Here is a 16850-nt window from a genome sequence, read left to right as displayed (position 1 = left end):
GGCCTGAGTTTTGCTTATATTCAGCGGAATAATTTTTAACTTTGCAAAAAGATTTATTGTCAATATGACCAACCCTTTATTTTATGCAAAAATAATCCTGTTTGGAGAATATGGAATGATTGAAGATTCCCAGGGGCTTGTAGTACCTTACAGCTTCTATAAAGGAACTTTGAAATTTTCAGATTTGAGTTCTGAATTTGAACTGAATTCCAACAGACATCTGCAGAAATACTCTGAATTTCTTACAGCACTTGATCTTTCCGACGATTTTAAGTTGGATATCGAGAGCTTCAAAAATGATATTTCTAACGGACTTTTCTTTGATTCCAATATTCCTCAGGGATATGGAGTGGGAAGTTCCGGAGCTTTGGTTGCTGCTATTTTTGAAAAATATTCAATCAGCAAACTCAACCCTGAGAATATCTCAAAAGATAATCTTAAAAAATTAAAAGCTGTTTTCGGTGAAATGGAAAGCTATTTCCATGGGAAAAGTTCAGGAATGGATCCTCTGATCTGTTATATGAATCTGCCAATCCTTATCGAAAATAAAGAAAATTTAGACAGGGTAAATATTCCTGAAGGAGAAAAAGGAAAAGGAGCTATCTTCCTTATTGATTCCGGGATAACAGGGGAAACAGGTCCTATGATTCAGATTTTCTTTGAAAAAATGAAGACAGAAGGTTTCCGAAAAACCCTGAAAGAAGAATTTATCCGTTACAACAACGCATGTATTGAATCTTTCCTTAAAAAAGATATGAATCCTTTCTTCAGAAATCTGAAAAAACTTTCTCATTGGGCTTATGAACATTTCCGTCCTATGATTCCTGAAAGTATTTTTAATATCTGGAAAAAAGGCCTGGATTCTAATGCTTATTATCTGAAACTCTGCGGAAGCGGTGGAGGCGGCTATATCTTAGGATTTACCAAAGACTATGCAAAAGCAGAAAAAATGCTTGAAGGCTTCCAAAAAGAAGTGATTTACAGATTTTAAACAGGTTGGAATGAATTCTGAAAAAGAAACTTTCCAATCTAAAAATTATGTATCAAAATCTTTATTATACAGATTTTCACAATTCGTGGGCTTTCTGCTCGGAGCGCGTTTTTTTGTAGCAGCTCTGTTAACATTTGCTCTCTATGTTTCCACTTTTTTCCTGTTCAATCAGGATGAATCTTTCAGAAATTTTGTCTTTGATTTCAAAGTACATGGTATTATTTTCTGTACAGTTCTAACCATTCTGGCGGGCGGAATCATCAATCAGTTCTATGATCTGGAAAAAGACCATGTTGTAAAACCTTTCAGAACCAGAGTTCAGAGTTTCATCAAGCAGAAATATTTTCTATACGCTTATCTCGCACTCAGTGCTATCTCTTTAGGAGTGGCCTGGATGATTTCTCATAATGTCTTTGTTTTTTTTGTAGTCTATCAGTTCTTTATGTGGTTTTACAGTCATAAATTGAGCAGAATACTTATTGTAAACAACCTTACCTTCGTCAGCCTTACCTTATATCCGTTCTTTGGAATGATGGTGTATTACGAAACCTTTTCAAAAAAGGTATTCCTGATGGCTGTTTTTCTTTTCCTTATTTTGCTGTGCATTGATATTGTGAAAGATACCCTGACCAAAAGTGTAGATAAAACGTTCGGATATACTACAATTCCTAATTATTTTAAAAGCAGGAATACAAAGCTTATCCTTACTTCTTTACTCATGGTTACCATGGCTGTTTCTATGAAACTTATTACCAAAACCGGGGTTACCGGAATCATGGCTTATTATTTTGCAGGGGGACTTTTTATCATGATAGTATGTATCTATCTTCTTATCAATGATTCCCGAAGGAGTAACTTCTTTACATTGAACATATTACGGTTTTGGGTTTTCGTAGGAATTATTGCGATGCTTTTAAACGGGATAGAGCATAAATTATAAAAAATTTCTTTAAATAAACTGAGGTTATTATTACCTTTGCGAAAATAAATTTAATAAATAGGAATGCCCATTTTTAATGATACTAAAGTTGCATTTGCAGACAAGTCTGATGCACAATTGAGAAAGGCTTACTGGATGTTTAAAATGATTGAACAGCCCGCTCTCACAAGCCTTGGAACATCTGTCCTGAATTTTACAGTACACAACAACTTTCCTTTCGTTACCGGAATTGTAAAAAATACCTTATTTGCACAGTTTTGTGGAGGAGAAACCCGCGAAGAAAGTATGAAAGTAGTAAAACAGCTGTTTAAGAGAGGAGTTGGAAGTATTTTTGATTACTCGATTGAAGGGAAAGAAGATGAAGCCACTTTTGATGCTGTTTGCAAAGAAATTAAAGATATCATTAGATTCTCAGTGGGAAATCCGGCGATTCCTTTTATCGTATTCAAACCTACAGCTTTTGGAAGAATTGATCTTTATGAAGCAGTTGGAAAAGGAGCTGAGCTTACTACCAGCCAGAAAGAAGAATGGGAAAGAGTGGTAAAAAGATTTGATGAAGTATGCCATCTTTGCCACGAAAATGATAAAAAAGTAATGGTAGATGCTGAAGAAACCTGGATGCAGGATGCAGCAGACCACCTTTGTGAAGAGATGATGGAGAAATATAACCAGCAAAAACCTATCGTTTGGAATACCATCCAGATGTACAGAACCGGAAGACTGGAGTATATGGAAGCTAATCTTCAGAGAGCAAGAGAGAAAAATTACTTCATCGGCTACAAAATTGTTCGTGGTGCTTACATGGAAAAAGAAAGAGCCAGAGCAGCAGAAAAAGGATATGCAGACCCCATTCAGCCAAGCAAAGAGGCTTCAGATAAAAACTACAATGCAGGAATTGACTTTGTCATGAATCATTTAGATAAAGTTTCTGCCTTCTTTGGTACCCATAACGAGGTTTCTTCAGAGCTGATTATGGATAAAATGAAAGCAAAATCTTTGGAAAGTGATAATCCACACGTTTATTTCGGACAGCTTTACGGTATGAGTGATAATATTACCTTCTATTTGTCTGATAAAGGCTATAATGTTGCTAAATACCTTCCATATGGACCCGTAAAGGACGTTGTGCCATATTTGACCAGAAGAGCCAGAGAAAACACCTCTGTAGCCGGACAAACCGGAAGAGAGCTGGGACTTATCAAAAATGAACTTGAAAGAAGAAAGAAATAATAATAGCGTTCTTATTATACCTATCAGGCCTGCAGATTTGCGGGCCTTTTTATTGGAATCAACTTCAATAGGCAAGTTTCGTTAATTTCTGAGGTTGCAGACTTAAGATTATAAATTAGAATTAATGATAATTTAGGCAATTATTATTTACATTAATCATATGTTAAAATAATATGATTTTTATTGCAGATTTGATTTTAAATATTTATATTTGATAGAGCCATAAAAAACCAATGCATGAAAATCTTTCCATTTACCTTTAGGATACTGCCCTGTAACAGAATCTCTCCGATACAACAAACGATAGTATTACCCTTATAAACAGCAAAATTATATAAAAACATATTGTGGATAGATAATCATCATATGATAAAAATTCTATCAGCCTGATGCCATTCAATTTCAAAAATAAAATAAAGCAATAGCTTTAGTTTTCTTCTTCAAATATTTTTTAACCTGATCATTTTCACTGATCAGGTTTTTTATTTTTTAAGGCTCAAAACTTTCAAATTTTCCATTTTCATAGAACAAAACGATACGTTTTATTTTATTAGTCTGATTACCAAGTATTTGACCTAAAATTTGATCACTTGAATTTTCTAATCGCTGAGATTCGGATATTTTTTCCGGAGCTTTATCTTGGGCCGGTATAAATGATTCTCCAGGACTTGATTTTGGAGCTTCCATTTCCGTTTCATCACTTCCAAATTCATCATCATCGTTCATCATCGTAAAAAGATCGGGTAGTGGAGTCGTTTTTATTTTCTCCTCTTCGATATGTTCTTCGTTAATTTCAGATTCAGGCAGCTGAGATTCCAGCATCTCACCTTCACCGGTAACCAGCCAGTCCCATAGAAGTTCAGGGAAACGTGATTTTATTTTTATGATAAACTCAAGAGACGGTTTGTTTCTTCCTGATGTAATATGCGAAATGGATGAACGCTGTACATCAATCTCATCAGCAAACTCAGAAGGAGTAAGTTGAGAATACTCTATAATTTTGGAAATTCTTTCATTTAAACTCATAAAAATAAGCCTTTAATTATTTTACAAATGTAACTTATATAATTTACAAATGCAAAATACAAATGTAAATAATCGGAATATTTATTTGTATACATTTGTAACAAGATAGTAATTTATTTTAAGTCAATAGATTATAGATAAATTACAATTGTATGTAGTAATGTTGATAATCTTCTATAAGGTTCTTATACATACTCTCAGATTACAATTTTGTTTCATTATTTACCTTTTATACTAGTTTAGAAATGTAAATCAGAGTGTTTTCAGGGGCTATTTTGTTCCTTAAATGACTTTCTATTTACTGTTTACATAATTAATCTGCCCAATTACTTTTCAGGAATCAAGATGCAGATAAATATCTATTTTAAGCAGTATAATGGCTGTTTTATAGTTGTTACATTGGTAAATTACTGATGTAAACACTCTGATTTTAGTCGATATAGCTCTCAATTGAAGGAAAGTTATACTCATATTAAACAACTTATTTTATTGTCTGCAAAATTGATCTTAAAAAACATAGATTGACTAAAATTCTGAAGAAGATTTTTAGTTTTCATGGCTTTTACATTTGTATAATAGAGTAAACAACAAAGTTTTCCACAATTTTTATGTTTGATAAAATAACTCTCAAATGGGCAATAATAGCCTTTTTTGCACTTCAAGTAGTATTATAAATATAATTTAAATAAACATTGTAACTAATTGAATTTAAGTGTTTTAAATATGCGTATTTAAATTATTCGCAATCCATAATTTTACCAACAGACAATTTGTCATTACAACCTGTTTAATAATGTTACAAGTGTTAATCTGTTTTGCCAGTTGAAAAGTATAAGTATTTAAACTTTGTAAATAGTAATTAAACAGTGTGTCAAATGTAAATTCCCGTATTTTGCCAATATTTACAAATGTTAATTTAAGTTTTTGCCTAAAAATGGTTAAATTTGATTCTTGTAAATTATTTCTCAAGATGAATTTTGAACAGATCTATTCTCAGACCCCCGATTTCTCTAATCGCTATATTTCCCCTGAAAAATTATTTTCTTATCTACAGACCAATCTCAGCGATTATATTCAGGAGATCGGAACATCCTATTTAGATAGGCCTATTTATCGGTTAACTATAGGAACCGGAAAAATTCAGGTATTGGCCTGGTCACAAATGCACGGAAATGAATCCAACGCTACTCATGCCATGCTGGACCTTTTAGTAAGTCTTGATAAAGCACCGGAAATGAAAGAGGATTTGTTCAGTAAAATTCAACTTGATTTTATATTCATGCTGAATCCGGACGGTTCTGAAAGATGGACGAGACTGAATGCTGCCAATATTGATTTGAACAGAGATTTTCATAATGAAGCCAGTAAAGAAATTAAGTTTCTGAAAAAGGCAGCCGCTTCAAAGAAATATGACTATGCATTAAACCTTCATGAGCAGAGAACCATCTTTACTACTGACGGTATTCATCCTGCTACACTTTCCTTTTTGGCACCTTCCGAAAATGTAGAACGTACCGTTACTGAGAACAGGAAAAAATGTATGGCGGTGATCGGAAGTATATACAACCATTTAAAGGAAATGATCCCGAATCAGATCGGAAGATATTCTGACGAATTTTATCCTACTTCCACAGGAGATAATTTTATCAAAGCCGGAATGCCAACTATCTTATTTGAAGGCGGACACTTTGTAGATGACTACACCAGAAAAGGAACCAGAAAATATTATACAATTGCCCTTTATTATGCACTGAAGGCAATCAGCGAATTGAACTCTGATATTACGGGTTGGGAAACTTACCTTGACATACCTGAAAATCAAGAAACGCATTATGATATTGTTTACAGAAACGTAAGACTAAATACAGATCATGAATGTATTTTGGATATAGCAGTTCAGTACAGAGAGGTCAAAGAAGAAGGGAAGGATGAAATCTCTTTCATTCCTTTTGTAATGGAGGCTGGAGACGTAAAGAAAAGAAAAGGCTGGCTGGAAATTGACTGCACCGGGAAGAAATTTATTTCTGCGACTAAATATCCGAAACTGGATTCTGTAGTGGATTTTAAAATTGAAGACTAAAACATTAGACACAGATCTCCGTTATTAAATCAAAAAAGGATTAATAATATGATGAAAATTTTTTTGATATGTATTCTGATGAGTATGGGGCTGCCTTTACTGGCACAAAATCAGTCAACGATTCCTTATAAAGCCAATGACAGTGTAATGGTGACGGTAGTCCTTCGCCATTTGCAGGAAAATCCTGTAGATTCTATTCAGGCCAGAGTAATGAAACAAAAATTTTATCAGAAGCTCAACAAAAGCCACTCGCGTATTGTATCATGGAATGTGGTGATGGGAATAGGGCAGATTATTACTTTAAGATTTAAACCTGAATATACCAGAGAAGTGAATCAGGTATTTGAAAGCGGAGCATGGGGTGGATTCAAAACAGAGTTTTATCCTTCATATGATTTCCTGCCGATTTATCCGGTAATGCTTGAAAAGGAAAAGAAAATAAGTAAATAGAATTATCAGATCTCATAAAAAACGTTCTCAAAATATTTTGAGAACGTTTTTTTATATGGTTTTCTATCTTTTCTGAAATTATAATAATCTTCAACAGGAATGGGTCTTAGTCCATTTACATTAAAATAAATATTCATCTGGCTTTAGCCAAAATCTAATTTCAGAATATAAAGTTTAGTTAACTACTTTAATTCCATTAGCTACAAACCTGATTTCTTCTTTAGGCTGTGTAATAGCATCAATTTCAGCTTGTGGCTTCTTAGCATCTTCTGCATAGTGTTTCTGCTCGTTCACAGAAGTTACTTTTCTTTCTGCATTCCCTTCCAATACTACATTTTTACCTTTTAAAGCTGTAGGCACAAAGAAAGCATAGTCTTTCATTTTTACAAAAAATTTAGAATTGTCCTCCGTCTGAATGGTAAGCCAGCATCCTTTTTTGTCGCAAACATCAGTCACTTTTCCTTTAATAGCTACATTTTCAACCTTTTTGTTATCTTTTTTAAGCTGCTTATTCAGTTTATCTACTGTGATAGCCTTGGATTCTGCAGAAGAAGTTACCTGGTCTCCGTAAGTATCACCTAACAAAGCTTTTCCTTCCGGTGGGCCAGATTGAGCAAATGCTAATGAAGAAGCTGTTAAAGCTGCTGCAAATAATATCGCTTTAAATTTCATGTTTAATATTTTTCTCAAAAATACTAATTAATATTGAATCATAACCGATTTAAAAATGATAAAAAGCAGCTGTTTTAAGGATTTTTCAATAAAATTCAAAATCAAAGACAGATTTGATTATATTTGACGCCTATACTTGACTATGCAAAAAAAACTGAAACTATGGGACGCCATCATGCTTGTGATGGGGTCTATGATCGGAAGCGGGATCTTTATTGTAAGTGCTGATATGACGCGAAACCTGGGATCTGGGTTTTGGCTGATTGTAGTATGGGTTATTACAGGAGTGATGACCGTAGCAGCAGCCATAAGCTATGGAGAGCTTTCTGCCCTGTTTCCGAAAGCCGGTGGACAATATACCTATCTGAAAGAGATTTTCGGCAAAAGGATGGGATTCCTTTATGGCTGGGGATTGTTCACCGTAATACAAACCGGAACAATTGCTGCAGTGGCAATGGCTTTTGGTAAATTTACAGCCTATCTTATTCCTTCACTTAATGATGCTGCCCCAATTTTTCAAAGTGGTGAATTTAAAATCACCTGGATACAGATTCTGGCGATTGCCGTTATTGTTTTGCTTACTTATATCAATACCAGAGGGGTAGAGAGTGGTAAAATCCTTCAGAACATCTTTACAGGTTCCAAAATCATTGCATTATTAGGCTTAATAGCTGCCGGGTTTATCTTGGTAGATATTTCTCATTTATCAGAAAACTTCAGCTGGGGAACAGATTCTTTTAGCAACCTTAAAAAAGATCTGAGTGGTAATTTCCTTAAAGAAGGCTGGGAACCGATTGGAGGAATGACTTTGCTGGGTGGAATAGCTGCGGCAATGGTAGGTTCTGTTTTCAGTTCTGTTGCCTGGGAAAGTGTAACATTTGTTTCCGGTGAAATTGAAAATCCTAAAAAAAATGTAGTAAAATCGATGATTTACGGGACTTCTGCGGTAATGATTCTCTATATAGCAGTAAACTACGTATACTTAAATGCCTTAGACAGAGATGGGATTGCTTTTGCAGCCAATGACAGGGTAGCGGTAGCAGCATCTCAGAATATTTTTGGAAGCGCAGGAACCATTATCATCGCCTTATTGGTGATGGTCTCTACATTTGGATGTAATAACGGATTGATTCTGGCAGGAGCGAGAGTTTTCCAGACCATGGCAAAAGACGGAATGTTTTTTAAGTCAGCAGTCAAAAACAATAAAAATGAAGTTCCTGAGAATGCTTTATGGATGCAGGGAGTATGGGCTTCAATCCTATGTTTGAGTGGGCAATATGGGAATTTATTGGATATGATCTCTTTCGTGATCGTTCTGTTTTATATGATTACAGTTTTTGGAGTTATTTATTTAAGAATGAAGCAGCCGGAACTGGAAAGACCTTATAAGACTTGGCTTTATCCGGTAACACCTGTTATTTACCTTATCATAGGAACATGTTTCTGTATTTTACTGTTAGTTTACAAACAGCAATATACATGGCCGGGCTTTGTATTGGTATTGCTGGGACTTCCGGTGTATTATTTTATCAACCGAAAAAAGGCGGACGCTTAAATAAAATAAAAGATATAACAGATTCAGGGCTTTCAATTCAATTTGAAGGCCCTTCTTTTTGAATAATATTTTAAGGTATTGTAACAATTATTTGATGAAAATGTGTATTTTGGTATTCCGTTTTTAAATAAGCGGAACCATGAAGTAAAAACTATAAGTTATGGATACACCAAATTACAGAATGCCTTTCGTACCGTCTACTTTAATGACCGAAGGCGGAAGTATCGATACCTGCGATATGGGAGAAAGTATTGCTCACAATATTATGCTGCTGATCACCACCAAAAAAGGGGAGAACAGATATGATGAAAACTATGGAAACGATGTTTGGAACCTTGAATTCGATAACGGAGTAACAAGTGCCATCTGGGAAAACGTTTTTGTCAAAAGCCTAAGGAGACAAATTCAGGAATATGAACCAAGAATTGTAAGCCCGCAGATAGATGCTCATATACAATTTGTAGAGCACAGCTACGATACTAAAGAACACACCGAAATTAAAAAGAAAGTAAGAATTGCCATCAATGCAAAAATGGAAGAAACAGGAGAACGTTTCAGTTTTTCAACAGAATTGTTTCTAAGCCCGATGTCTATTGATTAATATTTTTAACAGCGAAAGAAAATTATGAATTTAGATCAGAATATTTATTCCAAAGAATCTGTTAAAGCAAGAATGCTTCAGAATGCAACTAAAGTATGGGGACTTAGAAGCCCGCAGTCTTTAGATCCTTTTGTAAAACTGTTGATAGACGCGTTCAGTACAGAAGTTTTTAAAGCGAATAATGAAATACAGACGGTGAATGCCCGTATATTGGAAAAACTGGCAAAACTTCTTACACCGTCCATCTATACCCATCCTATTCCGGCTCATTCCGTAGCTTTTACACAGCCTTATGATTCTTCGGAAGTTTTATTAGAGCATACGGAGTTTTTCTTCCGTAAGCAAATGACCTCTACAGTAAAGTCAGAATCAGATAAGCAGCTGAATATCCCTTTTACTCCGGTAGGAAATGTAAGAATCAATAAAGTTCACACTTCCATCATGTTTGTAGGAAATACCTGCTACAGCATAGATGACCGATTTAATAAAATTCCTATTGCAAGATTTCAGGGAAAACCTGAAGATTACAGAAAAATAACAATAGGAGTAGATGTCAGCAAATATATAAGTGAGAACTTTCCTAAATATCTGAGCATATTCTGCTCCAATCCGGCTTTTGAACATCTTGATTTTGTCTATAAGCTATTGCCTTACATTTCGGTATCAAGCAATGGAAATCCTTTATTTGTAAGAGAAGGATTAAGTTATCTTACAGAAAGTCATACTGACGGCTACGAACAGATGTTCAAAGAGCAGTCTATCAGAAATAAGGTAATTAATGATATAAAAAGCATCTACCGCCATAAATTCATTGAAGTAACGGGAATTTCCCAAAGTCTGTTCTCAGAACCCGGACAACTTCCTCAGAATCTTGATTTCTTATCAGGAAAAGAAGAAGTTACAAAGTTCCTGGATAATAAAAGTTTCTTATGGCTTACTTTTGAATTCCCACCACAGTTTTCAGCGGAAATCCTTGATAACTTCTCGTTTGTATTGAATGCTTTCCCAATCTACAACAGAGGCTGGAAAAAAACAGAATACAGCCTTGATATCATGGGAAATAATATTCCTCTGGTAACAGATGAAGGAGAACACTTCCTTTATGTAGACGAAGTACAGGACGGCGACGGAAGAAAGTACACAGAAATTCCTTTTACACCGGCTGACGACCTTAAAAAAGGCTTGTACACCGTAAGGAAAGGAGGAATGGAACGTTTCACAAGCAGAAATGCAGTGGATATGATTGCCAATGTTCTTGAATTAACAAGAGACGAAATTGCAGCATTTTCTCTTTTGAACAGAGATAACGTAAAAGGTGTCCTCAGCGAAATGTCCGATAAAATGAAAACCATGGTGCAGAAAGTAAACAATGCCAAAAGGAATATCAGACAGGAACTGAATTACGTCATCATGGAACCCGTAGAAAAAACCGATCATACCTACGCTTCTTTCTGGGTTACCCATTGTACTTTAGCTAATCACATGAGACCGGGAACTGAACTTTCCAATCAGTTGAAGTCGCAGACGGTTGTATTGCTTACCGAAACATTGGGTGGTGCCGAAGAACAGAAAGGGACAGACAGTATTCAGGCTTATAAATATGCACTTACCACAAGAGATAAAATCATTTCTTTGGAAGACGTGAAAAACTATTGCCGCATGATTCTGAAAGATGAGGTAAGGGAAGTAAGGGTAAGAAGAGGAACCATGATCAGCAACAAACCTAAAGAAGGTTTTGTAAGAACTGTTGAGGTAGAAATCATTCCGCAGAATTATTCTTTCTATGGAAGAGCCTATTGGGAAAACATGGCCAATATTATCAGAAATCAGATCATTGCTAAAGCCATTGACGGAATTGAATATGTGGTAAGAATAAACAATGAAGATGTCGATTTTCAGGACATGTAAACCTTTAAAGAAATTAAAATAAGTTTAAAATATAAATGCCGTTGTTGATACGGCATTTTTTGAATGATATCAATATAAACGGGCTTTAGTCCGTTTTTTATTAAATAAGATTTCGATTGGCTTTAGCAAAAACATACTATCCAGAATATATGAAATCATTGAGTAAAATTCAATACTATAAGATCCAATCCATTAACAAAGCCTAAGAATTTTTTATGAAACTTTTATCGATCTAATATTCAGAAAAAGTCTATAAAATTTCGTATTTTTGCACGTCGTGATTTTCAGGCAAGATCACTCCGAATTATGAGCAAATCAACAGAATATATAGAAGTTTACGGAGCACGTGAACACAACCTTAAAAATATTAATGTTAAAATTCCACGCAACGAATTGGTCGTTATTACAGGCCTTTCCGGAAGCGGGAAATCCTCATTGGCTTTTGATACTATATTTGCGGAAGGCCAGCGTCGTTATATCGAAACATTCTCAGCCTATGCACGTCAGTTTCTAGGCGGATTGGAGCGTCCTGATGTCGATAAAATTGAAGGACTTTCACCGGTTATTGCGATCGAGCAGAAAACAACCAACAAAAATCCCCGTTCTACCGTAGGAACTGTTACAGAGCTATACGATTTTCTTCGTCTTTTGTATGCAAGAGTTTCGGATGCATACTCTTTGTCTACCGGACAAAAATTGGTGAGCTATACAGAAGATCAGATCCTTGAAACCATCAAAGAAAACTATAAAAAAGAGAAAATCATGCTTTTGGCACCAGTCGTGCGTTCCAGAAAAGGGCATTATCATGAACTCTTTGTACAGATGGCCAAAAAAGGCTACGGACAGGCAAGAATTGATGGCGAATTGCAGGATATTGAATATGATTTAAAACTTGACCGTTATAAAACCCATGATATCGATATTGTTATCGACCGTTGGATTATCGGGGAAAATGCTTCAGAAGGCAGAATGGAGAAATCATTGCGTACTGCAATGGAAATGGGAGAAGGAATTATCGGAATTCAGAAACTGGGAGGTAAAGACATTGAATACTTTTCCAAAAACCTGATGGATGCGGAAACAGGACACTCTCTGGCGCTGCCGGAACCGAATACTTTCTCATTCAACTCGCCAAAAGGAAGCTGCCCGAACTGTAAAGGATTGGGAATGATCAAAAAGATCAATACCGACTACTTTATTGATAATCCAAAACTATCCATCAATCAGGGAGGATTATTGCCGTTGGAAGATATAAAATCTAACAAATGGATTCTTTCACAGATCAAAAATATTCTTGAGATCTTCGGACTGGGATTAACAACATCTTTGCAGGATATTCCTGAAGAAGCACTGGATTATATCTACAACGGATGTCATAAAGAATTTAATAAAGATCTTAAATACGCAGGAATTACCAAGAAAATTAAGATTGGTTTTGACGGTCTGATTGCTTTCATGGAGGAAATCATTGATGAAAGAGAATCTTATGAAGCAATTTTGCTGGAAAGACACTTCACAACAGAAGAAATATGTCCGGAATGCCATGGAACACGTCTTCAGCCTTCAAGTTTAAGCTTTAAAATTGACGGGAAAAATATTGCTGAGGTCAATGGATTAAGCTTAGCAGATTTAAAAGACTGGTTAGCTGACGTTAAAGATAAGTTTTCAGAAAAAAATAAAATCATTGCTCACGAGATCTTAAAGGAGATTGAAACCAGACTTCAGTTTTTGTTGGATGTCGGGTTGGATTATTTAAGCTTGAGCAGAAGTTCAAAAACCCTTTCTGGAGGAGAATCACAGAGAATCCGTCTGGCAACACAGATAGGGTCTCAGTTGGTCAATGTCTTATATATTCTTGATGAGCCGAGTATCGGACTTCACCAGAGAGATAACGAAAGACTGATCCATTCCCTGAAAAACCTCAGAGACATTGGAAACTCTGTATTGGTGGTAGAACATGACAAAGACATGATTATGGAAGCCGATGAGGTATTGGATATTGGTCCAAGAGCCGGAAAATTCGGTGGAGAAATCCTTTGGCAGGGAAAACCAAAAGATTTGTTGAAGGCAGATACCATTACAGCTCAATATATCAATGGAAAAAGAAAAATTGCAATTCCTGAAGAAAGAAGAGCAGGAAACGGTAAAAATATTGTTTTAAAAGGAGCAACAGGGAACAACCTTAAAAACGTAACCCTTGATGTTCCTCTTGGAAAACTGGTAGTAGTAACCGGAATTTCAGGAAGCGGAAAATCTTCCTTGATTAACGGAACATTATATCCGATTCTTAACAAGCATTTCTACAGAGCAGTTCAGGAACCTTTACCTTACAAAAAAATTGAAGGATTAGAGAATATTGATAAAATCGTAGACGTAGATCAGACTCCAATCGGAAGAACACCACGTTCTAATCCTGCTACCTATACAGGAATGTTTACCGATATCAGAAACCTTTTTGCAGAACTTCCAGAAAGTAAGATTCGTGGTTATAAACCGGGAAGATTCTCTTTCAACGTAAAAGGCGGAAGATGTGAAACCTGTCAGGGTGGTGGATTGAAAGTGATCGAAATGAATTTCCTTCCGGATGTATATGTTCATTGCGAAACATGTAATGGAAAACGTTTCAACAGAGAAACCTTGGAAGTTCGTTACAAAGGAAAATCAATCTCTGATGTTCTGGATATGACCATTGATGAAGCGGTAGATTTCTTCCAGCCGATTCCTAAGATTTTTGCCAAAGTAAAAACGCTGCAGGATGTAGGATTAGGATATATTACCCTGGGACAGCAGTCAACAACCCTTTCAGGAGGTGAAGCACAGCGTATCAAGTTAGCAACCGAATTAGCAAAAAGACAAACCGGAAACACTCTTTATATCCTTGATGAACCTACTACAGGATTACACTTTGAAGATGTAAAAATCCTGATGGATGCCATCAATCAATTGGTAGAACTTGGAAACTCGTTCATTATCATCGAACATAATATGGATGTTATTAAATTAGCCGATCACGTTATCGATGTTGGTCCGGAAGGAGGAAAATATGGAGGAGAGATTATTGCTAAAGGAACTCCTGAAGAAATTGTGAAGTCTAAAAAGAGTTTGACTGGGAAGTTCTTGAAGAGGGAGTTAGAGTAAGTAGCATAAATGTTGTGCGGTATTTTGTCATTCCAAAGGAATCTAAATGATTTCCGCTGCAATGTTTAGAAACTTTTAAAATAAAAAATCATATAATCTAGGCTAAACTAATCAGGTTTAGCCTTTTTTATGCCTAAAATTGCCTTCCAATATTAAATTTTCAATTATTTTTAAATTTTATTACACTGAAAATCAACTAATTAAATCATAATGTTAACTCAATGTTAACTGAATGTGAAATTAATATGAATTATTTTTAATAACTTTGGGTAAGAGATACAAAAAAAGGTTAGTATAATATTTAAAACCAATCAGTTATGAAAAATAGAATTCAAATATTGTTTGCTTCACTTTTCGTTTGTGGATTTGCTGCCGTTTTGAACACTGCCAAAGCCCAAACTACCAATCATAATACCATTGAGCCTATTCAGCTGAATAGGAGCGAGACTTTTACAGATATAAGAAATAAACTGGAAGCCAATTTTGATCTTACCAATCCTGATTACAAGCAGGGAACCGTAAACTCAGTAGTGAAATTTGATATTGCAAAAAATGGCAAAATTGTAAACGTTCACTCTACAGGAGACTGTAAAACCGTAAGCAAAGAAATTGAAACAGTATTAAGCGATCTTGATTATAAAGTAGACCGAAATAAACTGACTGATAATATGGTTGCTTACACTTACGTAATGCCTGTGACTGTAGAGATTCACAGCAGATAATATTAATTATGTATTATTCATAAAAGTGTGAATAATGAAAACTTATCACATTAAGTTGTAATAAAGAATAATCAGATAGATTTTAATCTTGTTCTACCATAAAATTAAAACTATATGAAAAATGTAAAGAAACTGACGAAGTCAGATTTAAAGTCAGTGTACGGAGGAGAACCTAAAAAATACTGTACGTTTTGCGAATGGGCAAATAAAGTAATTTGCAGTGATGTTCCAATCGTTCAATGTCCATAAAAAATTAAAGCCGCTTATAAAGCGGCTTTTTTATTGTTGTGTACTTTGAACAAACTCTGTTAATCTTGTTTTAAGATCCTTGGAATTTCCAATTTTGTCAAAAGTAATATTATCTATTCTCCATCCTTTTTCCGTATTGATGAGGTGTAGGGTATCTGTCCATGTCACTTTGGGTGTAGCCATATTGTATTCAAACCCTACCAGCACTTCTGCTATTTTATCATGTGTTGTAACGGACTTGATTGTATAACTGGTATAGCCTTCATATAAACTTGAAAACATTGCACCTTCGAAAATCAGGGGTTTCTCATCAGGATGATCGCTGTTTTTTACCTTTTCAATATCTGCTTTTGAAGCATGTATGGCTTCTTCCAAAACCTTCTTTAAATCTTTAGAAAATAAATCCCCGGAGATCGGCCGATTATATACAGCTTCATTAGATTTACCATATTGTGTGTAAAGCTCATTCACTTTTTCATGGATGGCTTTATCAGAAGATAATGTAGGTTGAGTTTCATTTTGTTTACAGGCAGCAAAAAACAGAAGGATGCCCAAGTATAAAAATAGTTGTTTTTTCATCTTTGAATTATAATAGTATGAAAGCTGTCAAATCTTATACCAATAGAAATATAATGGATATTCCTGTTAATTACCTTTTGTACTGAAGAACGGTAAAATCTCAACTGCTAAGCAGCAACTGTCAATATATTTATTTCGGCAACATTCATACAATAACAAAAAATCAATACATTTGAGTAGATAAAAAAATTGTGGATCCTATTCTTAACGTTGCTGTCCGTTCCCTCTGCGTTTACCTTTTCATGGTAATTGCAATCCGTTTATTTGGTAAAAACCAGCTTTCTCAGCTCAATGCAGGAGATGTCGTTTTGTTGCTGCTGATTTCAAATGCTGTGCAGAATGCAATGGTAGGACCGGATACTTCTCTCCAGGGAGGTATTATTGCGGCATTGGTTTTGTTTGTGGCTAATTTTATTTTAAAAAGACTGATGTTTTCCAGCCGCTCTTTTCAAACATTTATGGAAGATGAACCGGTAGTTCTCATAAGAGACGGAGTAGCAGACCAGGCAGCACTGAACCGTGTAAAAATTAGTGAAAGTGAATTGGAGGAAGCAATAAGAGAACATGGAATTGAAAAAATAAATAATGTAAAACTGTCTGTTTTGGAAGTTGACGGCAACATCAGTGTTGTTTCTGAAGATGAAAAAAGCAAACAGACCCATTATTCAAGGATTAAAAGAAAAATGAAAAGAAAATACTATTAAATACG

Annotated in this window: 15 protein-coding genes; 12 read left to right on the top strand and 3 right to left on the bottom strand. The window is 35.1% G+C overall.

What is annotated here, in order from left to right:
- The first annotated feature begins 64 nt into the window (after positions 1–64).
- The 3 genes from AC57AW_RS15000 to AC57AW_RS14990 all read left to right on the top strand — a co-directional run bounded on the left by AC57AW_RS15000 (position 65) and on the right by AC57AW_RS14990 (position 3161).
- Positions 65–991: a mevalonate kinase family protein gene (locus AC57AW_RS15000; protein WP_047425449.1), complete on the top strand. Its 927-nt coding sequence runs from the start codon at positions 65–67 to the stop codon at positions 989–991.
- Between the two features lie 10 nt (positions 992–1001).
- Positions 1002–1931 carry a UbiA family prenyltransferase gene (locus AC57AW_RS14995; protein WP_496352535.1) on the top strand — a complete coding sequence of 310 codons (930 nt, stop codon included), beginning with the start codon at positions 1002–1004 and terminating at the stop codon, positions 1929–1931.
- Positions 1932–1994: 63 nt separating this feature from the next.
- Positions 1995–3161 carry a proline dehydrogenase family protein gene (locus AC57AW_RS14990; RefSeq protein ID WP_496352534.1) on the top strand — a complete coding sequence of 389 codons (1167 nt, stop codon included), beginning with the start codon at positions 1995–1997 and terminating at the stop codon, positions 3159–3161.
- A gap of 489 nt (positions 3162–3650) precedes the next feature.
- On the opposite strand, the gene AC57AW_RS14985 is transcribed toward AC57AW_RS14990, so the two are convergent.
- Positions 3651–4187, bottom strand: coding sequence for a helix-turn-helix transcriptional regulator (locus tag AC57AW_RS14985; RefSeq protein ID WP_496352533.1), 537 nt, complete (start codon positions 4185–4187; stop codon positions 3651–3653).
- Between the two features lie 970 nt (positions 4188–5157).
- Between AC57AW_RS14985 and AC57AW_RS14980 the strand changes: the two genes are divergently transcribed.
- Together AC57AW_RS14980 and AC57AW_RS14975 are read left to right on the top strand one after the other, a co-directional pair.
- The gene (locus AC57AW_RS14980; RefSeq protein WP_496352532.1) at positions 5158–6267 is read left to right on the top strand and encodes a M14 family zinc carboxypeptidase; all 1110 of its coding nucleotides are present in this window, start codon (positions 5158–5160) and stop codon (positions 6265–6267) included.
- Positions 6268–6315: 48 nt separating this feature from the next.
- Complete coding sequence (locus AC57AW_RS14975; RefSeq protein ID WP_496352531.1) at positions 6316–6717, top strand: hypothetical protein; 402 nt, start codon at positions 6316–6318, stop codon at positions 6715–6717.
- A gap of 174 nt (positions 6718–6891) precedes the next feature.
- Here AC57AW_RS14975 and AC57AW_RS14970 read toward each other — a convergent pair whose 3' ends face one another.
- Entirely contained in the window at positions 6892–7389 is a 498-nt protein-coding gene (locus AC57AW_RS14970; RefSeq protein WP_496352530.1) for a DUF4920 domain-containing protein, read from the bottom strand.
- 142 nt (positions 7390–7531) lie between these two features.
- Here AC57AW_RS14970 and AC57AW_RS14965 point away from each other — a divergent pair, with 142 nt between their 5' ends.
- From AC57AW_RS14965 to AC57AW_RS14940, 6 genes are all read left to right on the top strand, one after another.
- Positions 7532–8944 (top strand): APC family permease, encoded by a 1413-nt coding sequence (locus AC57AW_RS14965; protein ID WP_496352529.1) that lies wholly within the window; start codon positions 7532–7534, stop codon positions 8942–8944.
- 160 nt (positions 8945–9104) lie between these two features.
- Positions 9105–9545, top strand: a complete 441-nt coding sequence (locus tag AC57AW_RS14960) for a GPW/gp25 family protein (protein WP_047374475.1) — start codon at positions 9105–9107, stop codon at positions 9543–9545.
- A 24-nt stretch (positions 9546–9569) separates the two neighbouring features.
- Positions 9570–11453 (top strand): type VI secretion system baseplate subunit TssF, encoded by a 1884-nt coding sequence (locus AC57AW_RS14955; protein WP_318845607.1) that lies wholly within the window; start codon positions 9570–9572, stop codon positions 11451–11453.
- Between the two features lie 306 nt (positions 11454–11759).
- Positions 11760–14591, top strand: coding sequence for an excinuclease ABC subunit UvrA (gene uvrA, locus AC57AW_RS14950; RefSeq protein WP_496352528.1), 2832 nt, complete (start codon positions 11760–11762; stop codon positions 14589–14591).
- A 317-nt stretch (positions 14592–14908) separates the two neighbouring features.
- Complete coding sequence (locus tag AC57AW_RS14945) at positions 14909–15313, top strand: hypothetical protein (RefSeq protein ID WP_413958412.1); 405 nt, start codon at positions 14909–14911, stop codon at positions 15311–15313.
- A 114-nt stretch (positions 15314–15427) separates the two neighbouring features.
- Positions 15428–15562: a bacteriocin-like protein gene (locus tag AC57AW_RS14940; RefSeq protein ID WP_431609833.1), complete on the top strand. Its 135-nt coding sequence runs from the start codon at positions 15428–15430 to the stop codon at positions 15560–15562.
- Between the two features lie 30 nt (positions 15563–15592).
- On the opposite strand, the gene AC57AW_RS14935 is transcribed toward AC57AW_RS14940, so the two are convergent.
- On the bottom strand, positions 15593–16141 hold the full coding sequence (locus AC57AW_RS14935; protein ID WP_496352527.1) for a nuclear transport factor 2 family protein: 549 nt from the start codon (positions 16139–16141) through the stop codon (positions 15593–15595).
- 191 nt (positions 16142–16332) lie between these two features.
- Between AC57AW_RS14935 and AC57AW_RS14930 the strand changes: the two genes are divergently transcribed.
- Complete coding sequence (locus tag AC57AW_RS14930) at positions 16333–16845, top strand: DUF421 domain-containing protein (RefSeq protein ID WP_496352526.1); 513 nt, start codon at positions 16333–16335, stop codon at positions 16843–16845.
- Positions 16846–16850 lie beyond the last annotated feature (5 nt).

This window comes from Chryseobacterium sp. BGA-UO-ETr-SB22, from assembly GCF_059567885.1.
The sequence above is the reverse complement of the archived record's forward strand: the minus strand, read 5'-3'. Positions and strand labels throughout refer to the sequence as shown.

What these genes read in the sequence shown, in the direction of transcription:
- AC57AW_RS14995 (WP_496352535.1), top strand. Translation starts at nt 1,002, where the DNA reads ATGAATTCTGAAAAAGAAACTTTCCAATCTAAAAATTATGTATCAAAA.
- AC57AW_RS14980 (WP_496352532.1), top strand. Translation starts at nt 5,158, where the DNA reads ATGAATTTTGAACAGATCTATTCTCAGACCCCCGATTTCTCTAATCGC.
- AC57AW_RS14960 (WP_047374475.1), top strand. Translation starts at nt 9,105, where the DNA reads ATGGATACACCAAATTACAGAATGCCTTTCGTACCGTCTACTTTAATG.
- AC57AW_RS14965 (WP_496352529.1), top strand. Translation starts at nt 7,532, where the DNA reads ATGCAAAAAAAACTGAAACTATGGGACGCCATCATGCTTGTGATGGGG.
- AC57AW_RS14940 (WP_431609833.1), top strand. Translation starts at nt 15,428, where the DNA reads ATGAAAAATGTAAAGAAACTGACGAAGTCAGATTTAAAGTCAGTGTAC.
- AC57AW_RS14985 (WP_496352533.1), bottom strand. Translation starts at nt 4,187, where the DNA reads ATGAGTTTAAATGAAAGAATTTCCAAAATTATAGAGTATTCTCAACTT.
- AC57AW_RS14955 (WP_318845607.1), top strand. Translation starts at nt 9,570, where the DNA reads ATGAATTTAGATCAGAATATTTATTCCAAAGAATCTGTTAAAGCAAGA.
- AC57AW_RS14945 (WP_413958412.1), top strand. Translation starts at nt 14,909, where the DNA reads ATGAAAAATAGAATTCAAATATTGTTTGCTTCACTTTTCGTTTGTGGA.
- uvrA (WP_496352528.1), top strand. Translation starts at nt 11,760, where the DNA reads ATGAGCAAATCAACAGAATATATAGAAGTTTACGGAGCACGTGAACAC.
- AC57AW_RS14990 (WP_496352534.1), top strand. Translation starts at nt 1,995, where the DNA reads ATGCCCATTTTTAATGATACTAAAGTTGCATTTGCAGACAAGTCTGAT.
- AC57AW_RS14970 (WP_496352530.1), bottom strand. Translation starts at nt 7,389, where the DNA reads ATGAAATTTAAAGCGATATTATTTGCAGCAGCTTTAACAGCTTCTTCA.
- AC57AW_RS15000 (WP_047425449.1), top strand. Translation starts at nt 65, where the DNA reads ATGACCAACCCTTTATTTTATGCAAAAATAATCCTGTTTGGAGAATAT.
- AC57AW_RS14935 (WP_496352527.1), bottom strand. Translation starts at nt 16,141, where the DNA reads ATGAAAAAACAACTATTTTTATACTTGGGCATCCTTCTGTTTTTTGCT.
- AC57AW_RS14975 (WP_496352531.1), top strand. Translation starts at nt 6,316, where the DNA reads ATGATGAAAATTTTTTTGATATGTATTCTGATGAGTATGGGGCTGCCT.